Annotated in this window: 12 protein-coding genes; 2 read left to right on the top strand and 10 right to left on the bottom strand. The window is 74.2% G+C overall.

Translation table 11 applies throughout. The annotated features are described in order from the left end of the window. Positions 1-124: 124 nt before the first annotated feature. The gene (locus ACFYMU_RS07630; RefSeq protein ID WP_388369382.1) at positions 125-757 is read left to right on the top strand and encodes a sensor histidine kinase; all 633 of its coding nucleotides are present in this window, start codon (positions 125-127) and stop codon (positions 755-757) included. Further along, positions 754-1,422: a response regulator gene (locus tag ACFYMU_RS07625; protein ID WP_388369379.1), complete on the top strand. Its 669-nt coding sequence runs from the start codon at positions 754-756 to the stop codon at positions 1,420-1,422. The genes ACFYMU_RS07630 and ACFYMU_RS07625 overlap by 4 nt, the downstream gene beginning before the upstream one ends. 54 nt (positions 1,423-1,476) lie before the next feature. On the opposite strand, the gene ACFYMU_RS07620 is transcribed toward ACFYMU_RS07625, so the two are convergent. The 10 genes from ACFYMU_RS07620 to ACFYMU_RS07575 all read right to left on the bottom strand — a co-directional run bounded on the left by ACFYMU_RS07620 (position 1,477) and on the right by ACFYMU_RS07575 (position 14,925). Then, a complete protein-coding gene (locus ACFYMU_RS07620; RefSeq protein WP_388369376.1) occupies positions 1,477-2,730 on the bottom strand; it encodes an ATP-grasp domain-containing protein in 1,254 nt (417 codons plus the stop codon). A gap of 23 nt (positions 2,731-2,753) precedes the next feature. After that, positions 2,754-4,010 (bottom strand): acetyl-CoA carboxylase biotin carboxylase subunit family protein, encoded by a 1,257-nt coding sequence (locus ACFYMU_RS07615; protein ID WP_388369373.1) that lies wholly within the window; start codon positions 4,008-4,010, stop codon positions 2,754-2,756. Between the two features lie 5 nt (positions 4,011-4,015). Further along, positions 4,016-4,513, bottom strand: a complete 498-nt coding sequence (locus tag ACFYMU_RS07610; protein WP_388369371.1) for a flavin reductase family protein — start codon at positions 4,511-4,513, stop codon at positions 4,016-4,018. Continuing rightward, positions 4,510-5,859 carry an LLM class flavin-dependent oxidoreductase gene (locus ACFYMU_RS07605; protein WP_388369368.1) on the bottom strand — a complete coding sequence of 450 codons (1,350 nt, stop codon included), beginning with the start codon at positions 5,857-5,859 and terminating at the stop codon, positions 4,510-4,512. The genes ACFYMU_RS07610 and ACFYMU_RS07605 overlap by 4 nt, the downstream gene beginning before the upstream one ends. A 78-nt stretch (positions 5,860-5,937) precedes the next feature. Beyond that, positions 5,938-6,897: a D-2-hydroxyacid dehydrogenase family protein gene (locus ACFYMU_RS07600; protein ID WP_388369365.1), complete on the bottom strand. Its 960-nt coding sequence runs from the start codon at positions 6,895-6,897 to the stop codon at positions 5,938-5,940. Between the two features lies 1 nt (position 6,898). Then, complete coding sequence (locus ACFYMU_RS07595; RefSeq protein WP_388369363.1) at positions 6,899-7,906, bottom strand: mandelate racemase/muconate lactonizing enzyme family protein; 1,008 nt, start codon at positions 7,904-7,906, stop codon at positions 6,899-6,901. After that, positions 7,903-9,285, bottom strand: a complete 1,383-nt coding sequence (locus tag ACFYMU_RS07590; RefSeq protein WP_388369360.1) for a DUF6025 family protein — start codon at positions 9,283-9,285, stop codon at positions 7,903-7,905. Before ACFYMU_RS07590 ends, ACFYMU_RS07595 begins: the two co-directional genes overlap by 4 nt. Further along, entirely contained in the window at positions 9,282-11,825 is a 2,544-nt protein-coding gene (gene acnA / locus ACFYMU_RS07585) for an aconitate hydratase AcnA (RefSeq protein ID WP_388369357.1), read from the bottom strand. The genes ACFYMU_RS07590 and acnA overlap by 4 nt, the downstream gene beginning before the upstream one ends. Next, entirely contained in the window at positions 11,822-13,294 is a 1,473-nt protein-coding gene (locus ACFYMU_RS07580) for a citrate/2-methylcitrate synthase (protein WP_388369355.1), read from the bottom strand. The genes acnA and ACFYMU_RS07580 overlap by 4 nt, the downstream gene beginning before the upstream one ends. Positions 13,295-13,350: 56 nt before the next feature. Then, the gene (locus ACFYMU_RS07575; protein ID WP_388369352.1) at positions 13,351-14,925 is read right to left on the bottom strand and encodes an amino acid adenylation domain-containing protein; all 1,575 of its coding nucleotides are present in this window, start codon (positions 14,923-14,925) and stop codon (positions 13,351-13,353) included. Between the last annotated feature and the right edge of the window lie 207 nt (positions 14,926-15,132).

Raw genomic sequence — 15,132 nt, 5'->3', positions numbered from 1 at the left:
GCCGAAAACCGCGCCCCGGGTGTGGTACCGCCAACGACCGCTCCACACCCGCCTGATGAGCCGCGCGCGAACCGGTCGCACCGACCGGTACCGACGCATCAGAGTGACGGGAACGGGGGTTTCGTTGTCCGAAAGCACGCCTGTGCTCTCCACGCCGGTACGAAGACGGGAGGAGGACGTACGCACACACCAGCGGCGCAACGCACTGCACACACTCCTCGGCTTGCTGGAACTGGCCGGGCAGGACTGGGCGACCGTCACCGACCGGGTGCGCGACCCGCTCGTGGCGGCCATGCTGGTGGGGAAGTCGGTCATGGCCTCGGAACGCGGGGTACGGCTGTCGGTCGGTGAGAGCTCTTCACTGCGCGGGTGTCATGACCGGGCGGACGACCTGGTCACGATTCTGGGCAACCTGATCGACAACGCGGTCGACGCGCTCCTCGGCCACCGGCCGACCGCCCCGGACGGACCGTGGATCGAGGTGGACCTGTGCGAGCGGGGGTCCGTCACCGAACTGCGCGTGACCGACAACGGGCCCGGGGTGCCGCCGGAGAGACGGCGGTGGATCTTCGTCGAGGGCGCCTCCACCAAACGGCACGCGGACGACCGCCGCCGGGGCCTGGGCCTGGCCCTCGTCGCCGACCTCCTGCGGGAGCGGGGCGGCACCGTGACGGTGGGCGAACGGGAGGGCGGCGGCGCGGTGTTCACCGTCCTGCTGCCCGCGACGGTGCCCGGCGGCGAAGGGGAGGCGCCGTGATCGACGTTCTCGTGGTGGACGACGACTTCCACGTCGCCGGGATCAACGAACGCTACGTCTCCCGGGTGCCCGGCTTCCGGGTGGTGGGACGGGCCTACGACGCCGCCTCGGCGTTCGCGGCCGTGCAGCGCGGGGGCATCGACCTGGTGCTGCTCGACCACTACCTGCCGGACGAGAGCGGGCTGTCCCTCACCCGGCGGCTGCGCCGGGAGGGCCCGGACGTCGACGTCATCATGGTCACCGCGGACAACCGGCCCACCTCCGTCCAGGAGGCCCTGCGGGCCGGCGTCCTTCAGTACATCGTCAAACCGTTCACGTTCGAGGCGCTGCGGGGCAAGTTGGAGGGCTACGCGCAACTGCACGCCGCCCTCGGCGACAGCGAACTGGACCAGGACAAGATCGACCGGGTCCTGGGCACCCTGCGCGCCTCGGCCGCCGCCAGCGCCATGCCCAAGGGGTACACGGAGCGGACGGCCGAGCTGATCCGGCAGATCGTCTGCCGGGCCGGCGGGCCGGTGTCCGCGCACGAGGTCTCCGCGCAGGCCAGGGTGAGCCGCTCCACGGCCCAGCGGTACCTGAAGTACCTGGAGGAACAAGGACGGTTGCGCCTCACCCTGAAGTACGGGGACAGCGGACGGCCCGAGCACCACTACTCCACCGCATGACGGTGCCGCCCGCCGCGGCCCGGCGGGCGGCACCGGTGCGGGCGGTCCCGCGGATCACACCACCGGACCGCCCGCGTCGCGCACCCGGAGCTGGAACTCCAGGCGGCCGACGGCCCGCCGGGCCGCGTCGACCGCCTCCCCGGCACTGGCGCCGAGGGCGCGGGCGTACGCCACCCGTGACTCGGAGGAGGTCAGACCGCCGGCCTCCTTGCCCGGCCGGGCGGTCACCTCGACCCCGGTCACGCCGGGCACCGCGCGGGCCTCGTCGAGACCGGCGACGTCGCCCAGCACACCGCGGGTGCCGAGCACCGCGAACCAGATCGCCGAGCTGCGCGGCTCACGGCGGGCGGCCAGAGCGGCCCGGACGCCGGGCAGCACCCGCTCCCCCAGCGTCTGCCGCAGCGCACACTCGTCGAGGTCCACCCCGGTCGCGTCCAGCGTCAGCGCCGGGATCTCGTCACCGCCCATCCGCACATGCGTCTCGATCACCCGCGGGCCCGCCGACGCCAGCACCACCTCGGTGTGGGTGACGCCGAACGTCACGCCCAGCGCGTCCAGGACGCTCGCGACGCACGCGTGGATCTCCCTCCGTCGCTCCTCGGGCAGTTCGGCGGGCGAGACATGGCCGAGCTCGACGAACGTCGCCGGATCGGAGTACTTGCGCGTGATCGCGACCACCTCGTGCTCGCCCCGCTCGGAGACCGCCTCGACGCTGAACTGGGTGCCCTCGATGAACTCCTCGACCAGCACACCCGGGTTGGCCAGGCCCAGATAGCTGCCGCCCGCGCGGTCGAAGGCGCCGGCCAGGTCGCTGCCGGCGGTCACCCTGGCGACTCCTGCGCTGCCCGCACCCGAGACCGGCTTGACCACACAGGTCCCGTGCTCCCACACGAAGTCCCGCAGGGCGTCCACGTCGGCGACCCGGGCGTAGGCGGTCGTGTCGACGCCGGCCTCGGCCAGCCGGGCGCGCATGGCCTCCTTGTCGTGCGCCAGGGAGACCGTCCTGACGCTGTGGCAGGCCAGGCCGAGGGCCTGACCGATCGCGGCGTAGCGGTCCTGGTCCCGTTCGCCGAAGGTGGCGATCCGGGTGAAGGGGTGCCGGGCGTGCGCGGCGGCGGCCAGCGCGATCCACTCCTCGTCGGGGGCGTCACCGCGCACCCCGATCACCCGGGCGTTGCCGCCCGGTTCGCGGACCTTGCCGATGTAGTCCAGCTGCACGATCACCGAGGTCTCGGTACCGGGCCGGGCGGCGCGCAGCCGGGCCGGGAAGTCGCGGCCCGTTCCGACGACGAGTACGTGCTCAGGCATGACAGCTCATTTCGGCTAGGGCGTCAGGACGTCGCCGACGCGGTCGGGACCCAGTCGGTGGCGGCGTACCACCACTGCGCCAGTTCCTCCTGGTGCTTGCGCACCTGCGCCGCGGTCCCCGCCGTCACCAGCGCGTCGGCGGCCGACTGCGTGAGGTGCTCCACACCGCGCCCCACCGCGCCCGGCGCCAGCCGCACGGTCAGGTCGGCCGCCGGCACGGGGCAGGGCGCCGAGGGCGGGACGAAGGCGCCGTGGCCCGGCGGGAGCAGGGTCCAGCCGGCGAGTTCGGCGGGGTCCGTCGGCTGCTCGGTCAGGGTGAGGTCGCTGCCGCACTGCGCCCGCAGTCCCTCCTTGGCCAGGTGCACGCCGAAGACCCGCTCGTACGCCTCGGCGATCAGCCCGCCGCCGGCCCGGCTGGCGATCTCGCACAGCACCGGCTCGCCGTCGGCGCCGATCCACGCCTCCAGGTGGAAGGCGAGCGGGGTCGGGGAAGCGGGCAGCGCGGCGATCACATCGTGCGTCATCCCCGTCAGCGGGCCGAACCACGGGTCGTCCGGGCCGAGCATGGCGCTGCTGAGGTGCGAATGGTCCTCCAGGCGCTGGGCGATCCCGCCGGAGTCGTACCGGGACGGCCAGGCGTGCAGGACGCGCCCGTCCCGCATGATGCCGTCCACGTGGCAGAAGTCCCCCACGACGAAGCTCTCCGCCATCCACTGCCCGGGCAGGTAGGGCACGTCGGAGGCGCGCTGCCGGGCCAGGAAGGCGGTGACGTCCGCCGGGCCGCGCAGCACGGCGACCCCCTCCGAGCCGGCGCCGAAGCGGGGCTTGACCACGGCCGGGAAGCCCTGGGCGTCGAGGAGGTCGAGCAGGTCCGCCGGGCTGTCGACCGGGGCGAAGGCCGGCACCCGTATCCCGGCGTCGCGGGCGATCCGCTTCATGACGACCTTGTCGCGGTAGGCGGTCGCGGAGGCGGTGCCCTGGCCGGGCAGGCCGAGCCGGGCGCGCAGCCGGGCGGCCCGCAGCACATCGCTCTCGCTGGTGCTGGCGACCAGGTCCACGCCGTGGGCGCGCGCGGCCTCCTCCGCGATCTCCTCGGTGGCCCAGGAGTGGTAGTCGGGCACCAGGCGGTGCATCGGGAAGTGCTCGGCGAGGACGTCCTCGGCGCCCCGGACGGCCTTGGGCGTGGTGATCAGGACGACGCTGTCGGCGGTGTCGTCCAGCCACTGCTGCAACGGGCGTCCGGTGAGCGGCTGGCGGGAGAACAGCAGGACTTTCGGCATGGCTCTCAGATCCTTGACGCGGGGGTGGAGGTGACGGGCCGCAGCCGGCCGTGGAGGTGCACCAGGCTCTGTCCCGGCGCCCCTTCACGCACGTGCTCGACGGAGGCCACCACCAGGTGGTGGTCGCCGACCCTGCTCCGCTGCTGCCGTGCGCACACCAGCCAGCCCAGGCAGCCGTCGAGCAGCGGCACGCCGTGCGGACCGGTGTGCCAGCCGGTCGGCGGGGCGAACCGGTCGGCGCCCCGCGTCGCGAACCGCTCGGCCAGCTCCGTCTGGTGGGCGCCCAGCAGCTGGATGCCGAACCACTCCGCGTCCCGGACCAGGGCCCAGGTGCCGGAGGTGTCGGCCAGCGCGAACGAGACGAGGGCGGGGCGGGCGCTGAGCGAGGTGAACGACGTGATGGTCACGCCGGCCGGTCCGGCCTCGCCCCGGGCGGTGAGCACCGCGACGCCCGAGGCGTGCGGGCGCAGCACCGCGCGCAGGGCCGGCTCCTCGACGGTCACCTGGTCCCCGAGGTGCTGCTGAACGCAGGCCGGCGCAGCCCGAGGTTCTCCCGCAGGGTGGTGCCCTCGTACTCGGTCCGCACCAGTCCGCGCCGCTGCAGCTCGGGCACGAGCAGCTCGACGATCGCGTCGAGGCCGTCGGGCAGGTAGTCGGGCATGATGTTGTAGCCGTCGCAGGCCTCGGCGACGAACCACTCCTCCAGTTCGTCCGCGATGCTCTCGGGGGTGCCGAGCAGGAAGCGGTGGCCGCGCCCGGCCGCCACGGACAGATACAGCTCGCGGATGGTCAGGCCCTCCCTGCGGGCCTTCTCGTAGATCAGCTGCTGCTTGCTGGTGGAGCCCTCGGTGGGCGGCAGTTCGGGCAGCGGGCCGTCCAGCGGGAAGCCGGAGATGTCGACCATGCCGAGCTGGTACGACAGCATGCCGAGGCCGACGACCGGGTCGACCAGGTCCTGCAGGGTGGCGTACTTGTCCTCGGCCTCCGCCCGGGTGCGGCCGACGACGACGAACGCGCCGGGCAGGATCTTCGTCTGGTCCGGGTCGCGGCCGTGGTCGGCGACCTGCTTCTTCAGCCCGCGGTAGTAGGTCTGTGCCCCGTCCAGGGTCTGCTGCACGGTGAAGACGACCTCGGCCCAGCGGGCGGCGAAGTCCTGCCCGTCCGGCGAGGAACCGGCCTGCACGATGACCGGGTGTCCCTGCGGCGGCCGCGCCACGTTCAGCGGCCCCCGCACCCGGAAGTGCTCCCCCTGGTGCCCCAGGATGTGCAGCTTGTCCGGGTCGAAGAAGCGCCCGCCCTCCTTGTCGTACAGGAACGCGTCGTCCTCCCAGCTGTCCCACAGCCCGGTGACCACCTCCATGAACTCCCGCGCCCGGTGGTAGCGCGCCGCGTGCTCCGGCTGCCGGTCCAGGTTGAAGTTGCGGGCCTCGGCGTCGGTCGCCGAGGTGACCACGTTCCAGCCGGAGCGGCCCGCGCTGAGGTGGTCCAGGGAGGCGAACTGGCGTGCCACGTTGAAGGGTTCGTTGTACGTCGTCGACATGGTGGCCGTCAGGCCGATGTGCGTGGTGTGCACGGCGAGCGCGGACAGCAGCGTCAGCGGCTCGAAGTGCACCATGCGGCCCTGCCGGCTCAGCTCGTCGGCGTCCCGGTACTTGGTGCGCACCCCGGCCCCGTCGGAGAGGAAGACCATGTCGAACAGGCCCCGCTCGGCGGTCTGCACCAGCGAGCGGTAGTAGCCGAAGTCGAGCCCGCCGTCGGGACGGGCGTTGGGGTGGCGCCAGGCGGCCACGTGGTGGCCCGGTGCGGGCAGGAAGGCACCGAGCTTCATCATGCGGCGTTGCGGGCTCACAGGGACCTCCAAGGGGGCAGATGCGGACATGGGCAGGGGCTGCCGTGGCCGGCCGCCGGGCGGCCGGCCGGCGGCCGGTCAGCCGAGGCGGCGTACCGGCTCGCCCGCCAGGAACGCCTGGATGTCCTCCACGGCATGGCCGTAGTACGTCGTGTAGTTGGCCTGCGAGACGTATCCGAGGTGCGGGGTGGCGAGCAGACGGGGGGCGGTGCGCATCGGGTGGTCGGCGGGGAGCGGCTCGGTGCCGTAGACGTCCACTCCGGCGCCGGCGATGCGGCCCTCGCGCAGGGCGGCCAGCAGCGCGTCCTGGTCGACGACGGCCGCCCGCGAGGTGTTGACCAGGTAGGCGGTGGGCTTGAGCAGGGCGAGTTCGCGCGCGCCGAGCAGGCCGCGGGTGCGGTCGCTCAGCGCGAGGTGGACGGAGACGAAGTCGCTGCTTCGCAGCAGCTCCTCCTTGGACGCGGCGAGTTCGACGCCGACCTCGTCGGCGCGTTCCCCGGTGAGGTTCTGGCTCCAGGCGGCGACCTGCATCCCGAAGGCCAGGCCCACCTGGGCGACCCGGCTGCCGATCTTGCCCAGACCGAGCAGGCCCAGGCGGCGGCCGTGCAGGTCCGCGCCGACGGTGGACTGCCAGGGGCCGCCCTCGCGCAGCGCGTTGTTCTCGGTCACGACGCAGCGGGCGAGGCCGAGCAGCAGCGCCCAGGTCAGCTCCACCGGCGGGGTGGAGGAACTGGCGGTGCCGCAGACCGTCACCCCGCACCGCTGTGCGGCGGCGAAGTCGATGACCGAGTTGCGCATCCCGGACGCGACGAGCAGCTTCAGCCGGGGCAGGCGCTCCAGCAGCGAGGCCGGGAAGGGCACCCGCTCACGCAGGGTGACCACGATGTCGAAGTCGGCGAGGCGGGCGGCGAGTTCGTCCTCGTCGGCGATGTGCTCGCGCAGGACCACGACCTCGACCCGGTCCTGGACCGGGGTCCAGTCGGCGGATCGCAGCGCGGCGTCCTGGAAGTCGTCGAGCACGGCACAGCGCAGTCGCATGTCAGTTGTCTCCGTAGGTCGTGCCGGTCTGGGTGGCGCCGAGGCCGGGGGCCGTCGGCATCCCGATCACACCACGGTCGACGGTCGCTCCGGTGAACGGGTCGCCGATCAGGCCGAGATGGCCGTCGAGGTCCAGTTCGTCGGCGAGCGGGGCCAGTTGGGTCATGGCCGTCACCCCGAGGGCGCTCTCCAGCTTGCAGCCGAGCATGACCCGCAGTCCGGCGCGCCGGGCGAGCGCGACGGTCTCGCGGGCCGCGAGGAGCCCGCCGCACTTGACCAGCTTGACGTTGACACCGCCGACCCGGCCGGTCAGCCGCAGCACATCGTCGGGGCCGGCGCAGTCCTCGTCGGCGTAGACGGGCAGCGGCGCGTTCTCGTGGACGTACCGCAGCGCGTCCGGGTCGCCCGGCGGGACGGGCTGTTCGAGGAGTTCGACGCCGTACCGGTGCAGGGTGCGGGCGACGCGCAGGGCCCGGTCGGGGCTCCAGGAGCCGTTGCCGTCGACCCGGATCCGCCCGCCGTACACCGAGCGCAGCAGCCCGGCGCGGCTGCCGTCGTCGTCCGGGGTGAACTTCAGCTTCAGCACCGGCCAGTCGGCCAGTGCCCGCCCCTTGTCGAGGAGTTCGTCGTCCGGGCAGGCGCCGATGGACAGGGCGGTCGGCGCGATCGGCAGTCCTTCCAGGCCCAGCAGCCGGTGCAGCGGCTGTCCGCACGCCTTGCCGAGCAGGTCGTGCAGCGCCATGTCGACGGCGCAGCGGGCGGCGGCTCCGACGCCCGCCGCGGCCAGCCGGGCGAGGACGGCCCGCAGTTCGTACGGTGTGGCGGCGTCCGCGAGTACGGGCGCGCAGGCGTCGACGTCCGCGGGGTCGGCGCCCCGCGCGGTGCCGTAGCCCGTCAGGCCCTCCCAGGTCAGCTCGACGACGCTCTGGCGCACCTCGGTGGTGACGCCGGTGTTGCTGACGAACGGCTCCTTGAGGGCGACGCGGACGGTGCGGTGGACGAACCTCATCCCAGCACCTCCTCGCACGCGGCGACGGCGGCGCACGCCTGGCGGAACGTCAGCTCCCGGAAGCCCTCCGGCTCCACGGGTGCCGTCGCCTCGCGGGTCTCGCCGCCCGCGGGCACTCCGCTGCCGTCCCGGAAGCGGCCGCGCAGATACGGCGACAGCCGCCCGCCGTGCTCCGCGAGCCAGGCGAGCGCGGTGTCGTAGGAGTCGTCGGGGCGGGCGGCCCTCAGGTGCCCGAAAAGGTCCGCCAGCAGCCCGGCGTCGGCGGGTTCGGTGCCGGGCGGGCAGAGCATGAAGACCTGGGCCGGCAGCAGCACGAAGGCCACCGGGCTCGCCGCGTCGAAGTGGCGCACCAGGGGGGCGGTGATCGCCCGCAGGGAGCGGACGGTGGACCGGCGCGCCAGATAGCCGCCGCGGCGGGGCGGGCAGCCCGCCATGGCGCGTGCCCCCCAGTGCAGATGGGTGACGAAGGGGCGCTCGGGGGTGCCGGGCGGGCGGCCCGGGCGGTGGGTGCCGAGCAGGGCGAACAGCACGTTCGTCAGCTGCAGCGACATCACCGGGAGCACCGGCGGCAGCGTCGGCAGCCGCTCGAAGAAACCGGCGGGTTCGACCAGGGCGCGCACCAGCGCCATGGCCGCCTCGGCGAGCGCGCGGGCCGAGGGGTAGCGGTGCCCTTCGAGGACGTAGCCCGCGCCGTCCCGCCGCGGGTCGCAGCGGTCCACCGCGCCGTCCGGCCGGGCCGCGTGGCTGATCAGCTCGGACAGGCGGGTGCCCTGTTTCGCGGTGGCGTCGGCCTGTTCGATCAGCAGGGTCAGCATGTCGGTGACCAGCGGCCCGTTGTCGACGAGGACGGCCGCCCACTGGGTGAAGCGGAAGCCGGGGATCTCCCGCATCCGCCGCCAGTGCAGGTCGACGAGCGGGACGAGCTCGCCGTCCACCTCGGCCTGGGTCAGCGGGCAGAACAGCGGACGGCCGCGGTCCCGCCGGACCATGGCCCGCCCGTCCCAGGTGTACAGCGCCAGGGTGTCCCGCTTGCCCTGCCCGATCAGCGAGCCGGGCTGGTACGCCTCGTCGCCGCCCTCCGTGTCGGCCTCGGTGCGGGTGAAGCCGTAGATCAGCGGATAGCCGTGGCCGCCGCCGCAGATCGCGGTGTTGAAGTCCATCGGCCCGGACCGGCCGAGCGCGATGTCCTCCCAGTTGCCGAGGTGCCCGGTGCGCGGCGGCAGCAGGTCCTCGTCCCGGTGGAGCAGGTCGAGCAGGGTGCCGATGGGGACGTCGTGGGTGCCGACGTGCACCGGGGCGAAGGTCTTGGCCCCGGTGGCGAGGGCGTCGGCCGACACGGCCGACGCCAGGCCCAGCTCGTCCAGGAGCTGCCCGCTCATCGCCCCTCCCCGTCCCGCAGCCGGCCCAGCAGGTACGGCAGGGTGCCGCCGGCCAGCAGCACGTCCCACTCCCCCGCGGACTGCACGTCGGCGCGCACGGTGAACGAGGTCCCGCCGGCGGTCACCCGCGCCTCGCCGGTCTCCCGTACCGCGTCGAGCGCCAGGTGGAACTCCTCCCGGCCGCTCAGGCCCAGCTCCGGCCAGCTCGCCGGCAGCAGCAGCGGCAGGATGCCCATGGCGCACAGGTTGGCGCGGTGGATGCGCTCGAAGCTCTCGGCGAGGACCGCCCGTACCCCCAGCAGCCAGGGGCCCTTGGCCGCCCAGTCCCGGGAGGAGCCCATGCCGTAGGAGCGGCCGGCCAGCACGATCAGCGGGGTGCCCTCGGCGGCGTACCGGCACGCGGCCTCGTACACCGGCAGCCGCTCACCGCTCGGCAGGTGCAGCGTCCTGCCGCCGCTGTCGCCGTCGCCGGTCAGGCGGTTGCGCAGCCGCGGGTTGCTGAAGGTGCCGCGGGCCATCACCTCGTGGTTGCCGCGCCGCGATCCGTAGGAGTTGAAGTCGCGCACCCCGCGCTCGCGCAGGTGGCGGCCGGCCGGCGAGTCGGCCGGGATGGCGCCGACCGGGGAGATGTGGTCGGTGCTGACGTCGTCGCCGAGCGCGAGGAGCGCCCGGGCGCCGACGAGCGGGCCGGAGCGGGGGCGGGCGTCGGCGTAGGCGGGGGGCCGGATGTAGGTGGAGTTCTCGTCCCAGGCGAAGACCGCGGAGTCCGGTGCGGTGACGGCCGCCCAGCCCTCCTGCGGGGCCGGGTCGTCCGCGAACACCTCCGGGGTGACGAACTCCGCTTCGAGGGCCCGCAGTTCGACGTCATGCGGCCACAGGTCACGCAGGAAGACGGGCGCGCCGTCGGCGTCGGCGCCCAGGGGGTCGCGGTCCAGGTCGACGCGGACGTGGCCGACGAGGGCCAGGGCGACGACGAGGGCGGGCGAGGCCAGGTATCCGGCCCGCACCTGCGCGTGCACACGGGCCTCGAAGTTGCGGTTGCCGCTGAGCACGGCGGCGACGGTGAGCCCGGCGCGGTCGACGGCGTCGCCGACGCCGTCGTGGAGCGGGCCGCTGCCGCCGTTGCAGGTCATGCAGCCGTACCCGGCGACGTGGAAGCCGAGTTCCTCCAGGTCGTCGAGGAGGCCCGCGTCCCGCAGGTAGCGGGTCACGGCCCGGGAGCCGGGCGACAGGCTCGTCTTGACGTGCCGGGGAACGGTCAGGCCCCGCTGCACGGCGCGGCGGGCGAGCAGTCCGGCCGCCAGCATCGCCTTCGGGTTGGAGGTGCTGGTGCAGGAGGTGATGGACGCGATGACGAGGTCGCCGTCGGTGACACCGCCCTCGGTCCGGGGCTCGGCGGGGTGGAGCGCGGCGAAGGAGCCGGGCAGGCCGGCGAGCGGGATCCGCTGGTCGGGACGGCTGGGCCCGGCCAGGTTCGGCCCGACCTCGCCGAGGTCGAACTCGATCACCCGCGCGAAGCGGGGCTCGTCGCCCTCGCGCAGCAGGCGCTGGCGCCGGCAGTACTCCGCCACCAGGGCCGTGTCCCGCTCCGTGCGCCCGGTGCGCCGCAGGTATTCCAGGGTCTCGGCGTCCACCGGGAAGAACGCGGACATGGCCCCGTACTCGGGCGCCATGTTGGCGATGGTGCAGCGGTCGGGGGCCGACAGGGCGGCGACCGCGGGGCCGGTGAACTCCAGCATCAGTCCGCGCACGTTCTCCCGGCGCAGCCGCTCGGTGAGCGCGAGGACCACGTCGGTGGGGGAGGTGCCCGGGCGCACGGCGCCGGTCAGGCGCACGCCGGCCAGGGCCGGGACGCGGATGGGCTGGGCGAGCCCCAGCATGAGGGCCTCGGCCTCCAGGCCGCCGACGCCCCAGCCGAGGACGCCGAGCCCGTTCACCATGGTGGTGTGGCTGTCGGTGCCGATCACGGTGTCCGGGTGGAGCACGTCGCCGCGTCCACGGGCGACGACGGTCGCCAGGCGCTCCAGGTTGACCTGGTGGACGATGCCGCTGCCCGGCGGGACGACCCGCAGCCCGTCGAAGGCGCCCTCGGCCCACTTCAGGAACGCGTAACGCTCCCGGTTGCGCTCCAGCTCCAGGGCCTCGTTGCGGGCGAGGGCGTCCGGCCGTCCCGCGACGTCGGCCTGCACGGAGTGGTCGACGACCACGTCGACGGGCAGCGCGGGGTTGACGCGCCCCGGCTCGGACACCCGGTCGCGCAGGACCGCGAGGTCCACCAGCAGGGGGATGCCGGTGTAGTCCTGGACGAGGATGCGGGCGGGCCGCAGCGGCATCTCCAGGCCGGGCTCCTCCCCCGCCGCCAGCCGCTTGCCGAGCCCGGCGGCCGCCGTGTCGTCGCCCGCCCGCAGCAGGGACTCCAGCAGCACCCGGCCGGTGTACGGGACGGCCCCGAGGTCGAAGCCGCTCTCCTCGGCGAACTCCGGCAGGCCCCACAGCACGGCCGGCCGGCCGGCGAGGCGTGTCCTGATCGGCGCGGTCATCGGGCGTCCGCCTCCCGGGCCGCCGGGAACGCGCGTCCGCGCGGCCCGACATAGTCGAGGAGCGGCCGGATGAGGACGTTGTTGGCCTGCTGCTCCAGGGCCTGCGCGACCCAGCCGGCGGTGCGGCCGACGACGAACAGCGGGACCGCGAGGTCGTCGGGCAGACCGAGCAGCCGGTAGGCGAGGCCGGCGTAGAGGTCCACGTTGGGGGCGAGGCCGTGCCGGCCGTAGGGCCGCATGGCCTCGGCGACCGCGTCCAGGATCTCCAGGCCGCGGCCGTCGCCCCGCTCCCGGCTCAACTCGACGACGGTGGCCCGCAGATGGCGTACCCGCGGATCCTCGGTGCGGTAGACCCGGTGGCCGAAGCCCATCACCGGCTCGCCCCGGCCGCGCAGCTGTGCCACGTACTCCGCGGCCCGCTCGGGGGCCGCCACCTCGTCGACGAGCCGCATGACGCGCTCGGCGGCGCCGCCGTGCACGGAGCCCGCGAAGGTGGCGACGGCTGCGGTGACCGCGGCCGTCATCCCGGCCCGGGAGCCGACGGCGACGCGGGCGGCGAACGCCGACGCGTTGGAGCTGTGGTCGGCGTGCACGATGAGCCCCTTGTTCAGGAACCGGACCGCGGCCGGTGTGGGCCGCTCGCCGAGCAGGGCGGTGAGGAAGGCGTCCGCGGAGGAGGTCTCCTCGGCCGGGACGGACGGCTCGCGGCCGCTGCGGAAGGCGTGGTGCGCGGCGACCAGCATGGGGATCCGGGCGATCAGCGCGATGCCGGTGTCGCGGGCCTGTTCGTACGTCTCGTCCGTGCCCGCGTCGCGCCGGGGCCCGAACGCCTCGAGCGCGGAGACGCAGGTGCGCAGGGCGTCCATGGGGTGGGCGTGGGCCAGCGAGCGGGCCAGGTCGAGCACCGGGGCGGGCAGTTCGCGGGCGGCCCGCAGCTCCTTCTCGAAGGCCAGGAGGCCGGCGGCGTCGGGGAGTTCGCCGTGCACGAGGAGGTGGGCCACCTCCTCGAAGGAGGCGTGCTCGGCCAGGTCGTGGATGCTGTAGCCGCGGTACTCCAGGACGCCCTCGGCGCCGTCGATGTGGGTGATGGTGGTCCGGTCGAAGCTGACGCCGTCCAGGCCGCGGTGCACGGTGTGCCGCTGCCCGGCGGGGGGCTGTCCGGCGGGGGGCTGTTGGGCAGGGGGCTGTCCGGCGGGGGGCTGTCCCGCGGGAGCGCCGGGACCGGGCGCGGTGGAGGGTGTCCGGTCCGCGGCGCGTCCCTCGGCGAACTCCCGGATCGCCGTCACCGAGCGCAGGGCGAGCGTGAGTTCGTCGTCGACCGGCACGCCGTACGCCTCTTCGAGCGCCACCATCAGCGAGATGTGGCCGAGCGAGTCCCACTGCCGGATCGACTGGTACTCCAGGGTGTCGGTGACCCGGTCCTCGGTGATGCCCAGGGCGCGGGCGACGAGGGCGTCGACACTGCTCATGGTTCCCCTTCTGCGGTCGGTCGGGTGCGGATGGCGTAGGGCGGTCCGGCGGGCTGTCAGCGGGAGCCGGGTGTCCGCTGCTCCAGGTGGCGGCGCAGCGCGGCGCGGTCCACCTTTCCGTTGGCGTTGACCGGCATCTCCTCGACGACCTGCACGGACCTCGGCACCATGTAGGCGGGCAGACCGGCCGCGCAGGCGTCGGCCAGGGCCTCGGGGTCGCCGGCACCGGACACCACGGCGGTGATCGTGCCGGCGTCCGGCCACTGCAGTGCCACCGCCTCCAGGGCCCCGGCGCGGCGCAGCACGGCCTCGATCTCGCCCAGTTCGACGCGGTGACCGCCGATCTTGACCTGCTGGTCGTTGCGGCCGAGGCAGACGTACTGCCCGTTCAGGAGGCGCACCAGGTCGCCGGTGCGGTAGTAGGTCCGCCCGGCGCGCTCGAAGTACCGCTGCGCGGTCAGCTCCGGCGCCCGCCAGTAGCCCGGCGTGGTCTGCGGTCCGGCCAGGCACAGCTCGCCCGGTTCGCCCTCGGGGACGTCGGCCAGCCGCTCGTCGACGACCAGGGCGTCGAGGCCCGGGTAGGGCCGTCCGATGGGCACGTTGTCGTGGACGCATTCGGCGGGACTGGTCGCCGGGTCCCAGCGGTAGGCGGTGCAGGCGATGGTGAGTTCGGTCGGTCCGTACAGGTTCTCCACCGTGGAGTGCGGCGCCGCCGCCTGCCACTCCTCGGCGGTGGCCCGGGGCAGCGCCTCCCCGCAGAACAGGCTCCAGCGCAGCGTCGGCATCGTGCCCGGCCGCAGCACCCCGCGCCGGCGCAGCACGGCCGCGACCGAGGGCACCGAGAACCAGACGGTGATGCCGTTGCGCTCCAGGTACGTGAAGGGCGCGAGCAGTTCGATGGGGTCCATGGAGCAGACGCGGGCGCCGTTCTCCCAGGCCATGAAGAGGTCGAACACCGACAGGTCGAAGGTCTGGTCGAAGGTCTGGGTGAGCCGGTCGTCGGGGGTCAGCCGGTAGCGGTCCTGGTTGGCGTCGAGGAACGCGCGCACGTTGGCGTGGGTGACGGGCACCCCCTTGGGCACGCCCGTGCTGCCCGAGGTGAACAGCAGGTACGCCGGGTCGTCGGCGGCGGGCTCGGGCAGTGTCGCCGGCGCCGTGAACCCCGCGAGGTCGGTGGCGTCCAGCACCCGGTGCCCGTCGAGGCCCGGCACCTCGGACCGCCGGGCGTCGGGCAGCAGGACGACCGGCCGGTGGGGCAGCTGCCGCAGCAGTTCGGGGAGTTGGGCGGCCGACGCGGCGTCCGCGAGGACGGCGTCGACGTCGGCGCGCTCCAGCATGGTGCGCGTGCGGGCCACCGGGAACTTCCGGTTCAGCGGTACGAAGGCGGCGCCGGCGAACAGCGCGGCGGCCACGCCCAGGTAGGCGACCTCGCCGCGGTGGGCGAACACCGCGACCCGGCGGGGCGGGCCTGCCGCCGTCTCGACGAGGGCGGCCGCCCAGCGCCGCGCGGTGGCCGCGGTCTCCTCGTAGGTGTAGTCACGGCGCCCGACGGTCAGGGCGACGCGGTCGGGACGGACGCCCGCGTGGTGGAGCAGACCGGCGCCCAGACGCCGGTCGAGTGCTGTGGTCATGTCGGTCCGAACTCCGGTGAGGGGAAGCCGGATCGACGCTAGCGGTGCCCCGCACGGGCTGTGCCGTTGCGAGCGCACTGCTTGTTTAACGAGTAAATCCCGTTCTGCCCATTGGTCTCGTGCCTGGTCTCGCGCAGGGCGGTGAACTCAACGAGCAGAACGGGATTTTCGCGCTCAACTCCCTTTGTGGGCCCAAGGGCCGGGCCG

The organism is Streptomyces sp. NPDC007264, from assembly GCF_042869095.1.
In the GTDB taxonomy this organism is placed as follows: domain Bacteria; phylum Actinomycetota; class Actinomycetes; order Streptomycetales; family Streptomycetaceae; genus Streptomyces.
Note: the sequence above shows the minus strand (reverse complement) of the source record. Positions and strands in the feature narration are given on the sequence as shown.

Excerpts from the sequence above, each read along its gene's own strand:
- ACFYMU_RS07620 (WP_388369376.1), bottom strand. The coding sequence starts at position 2,730 with ATGCCTGAGCACGTACTCGTCGTCGGAACGGGCCGCGACTTCCCGGCC.
- ACFYMU_RS07575 (WP_388369352.1), bottom strand. The coding sequence starts at position 14,925 with ATGACCACAGCACTCGACCGGCGTCTGGGCGCCGGTCTGCTCCACCAC.
- ACFYMU_RS07595 (WP_388369363.1), bottom strand. The coding sequence starts at position 7,906 with ATGAGGTTCGTCCACCGCACCGTCCGCGTCGCCCTCAAGGAGCCGTTC.
- ACFYMU_RS07615 (WP_388369373.1), bottom strand. The coding sequence starts at position 4,010 with ATGCCGAAAGTCCTGCTGTTCTCCCGCCAGCCGCTCACCGGACGCCCG.
- ACFYMU_RS07590 (WP_388369360.1), bottom strand. The coding sequence starts at position 9,285 with ATGAGCGGGCAGCTCCTGGACGAGCTGGGCCTGGCGTCGGCCGTGTCG.
- ACFYMU_RS07600 (WP_388369365.1), bottom strand. The coding sequence starts at position 6,897 with ATGCGACTGCGCTGTGCCGTGCTCGACGACTTCCAGGACGCCGCGCTG.
- acnA (WP_388369357.1), bottom strand. The coding sequence starts at position 11,825 with ATGACCGCGCCGATCAGGACACGCCTCGCCGGCCGGCCGGCCGTGCTG.
- ACFYMU_RS07580 (WP_388369355.1), bottom strand. The coding sequence starts at position 13,294 with ATGAGCAGTGTCGACGCCCTCGTCGCCCGCGCCCTGGGCATCACCGAG.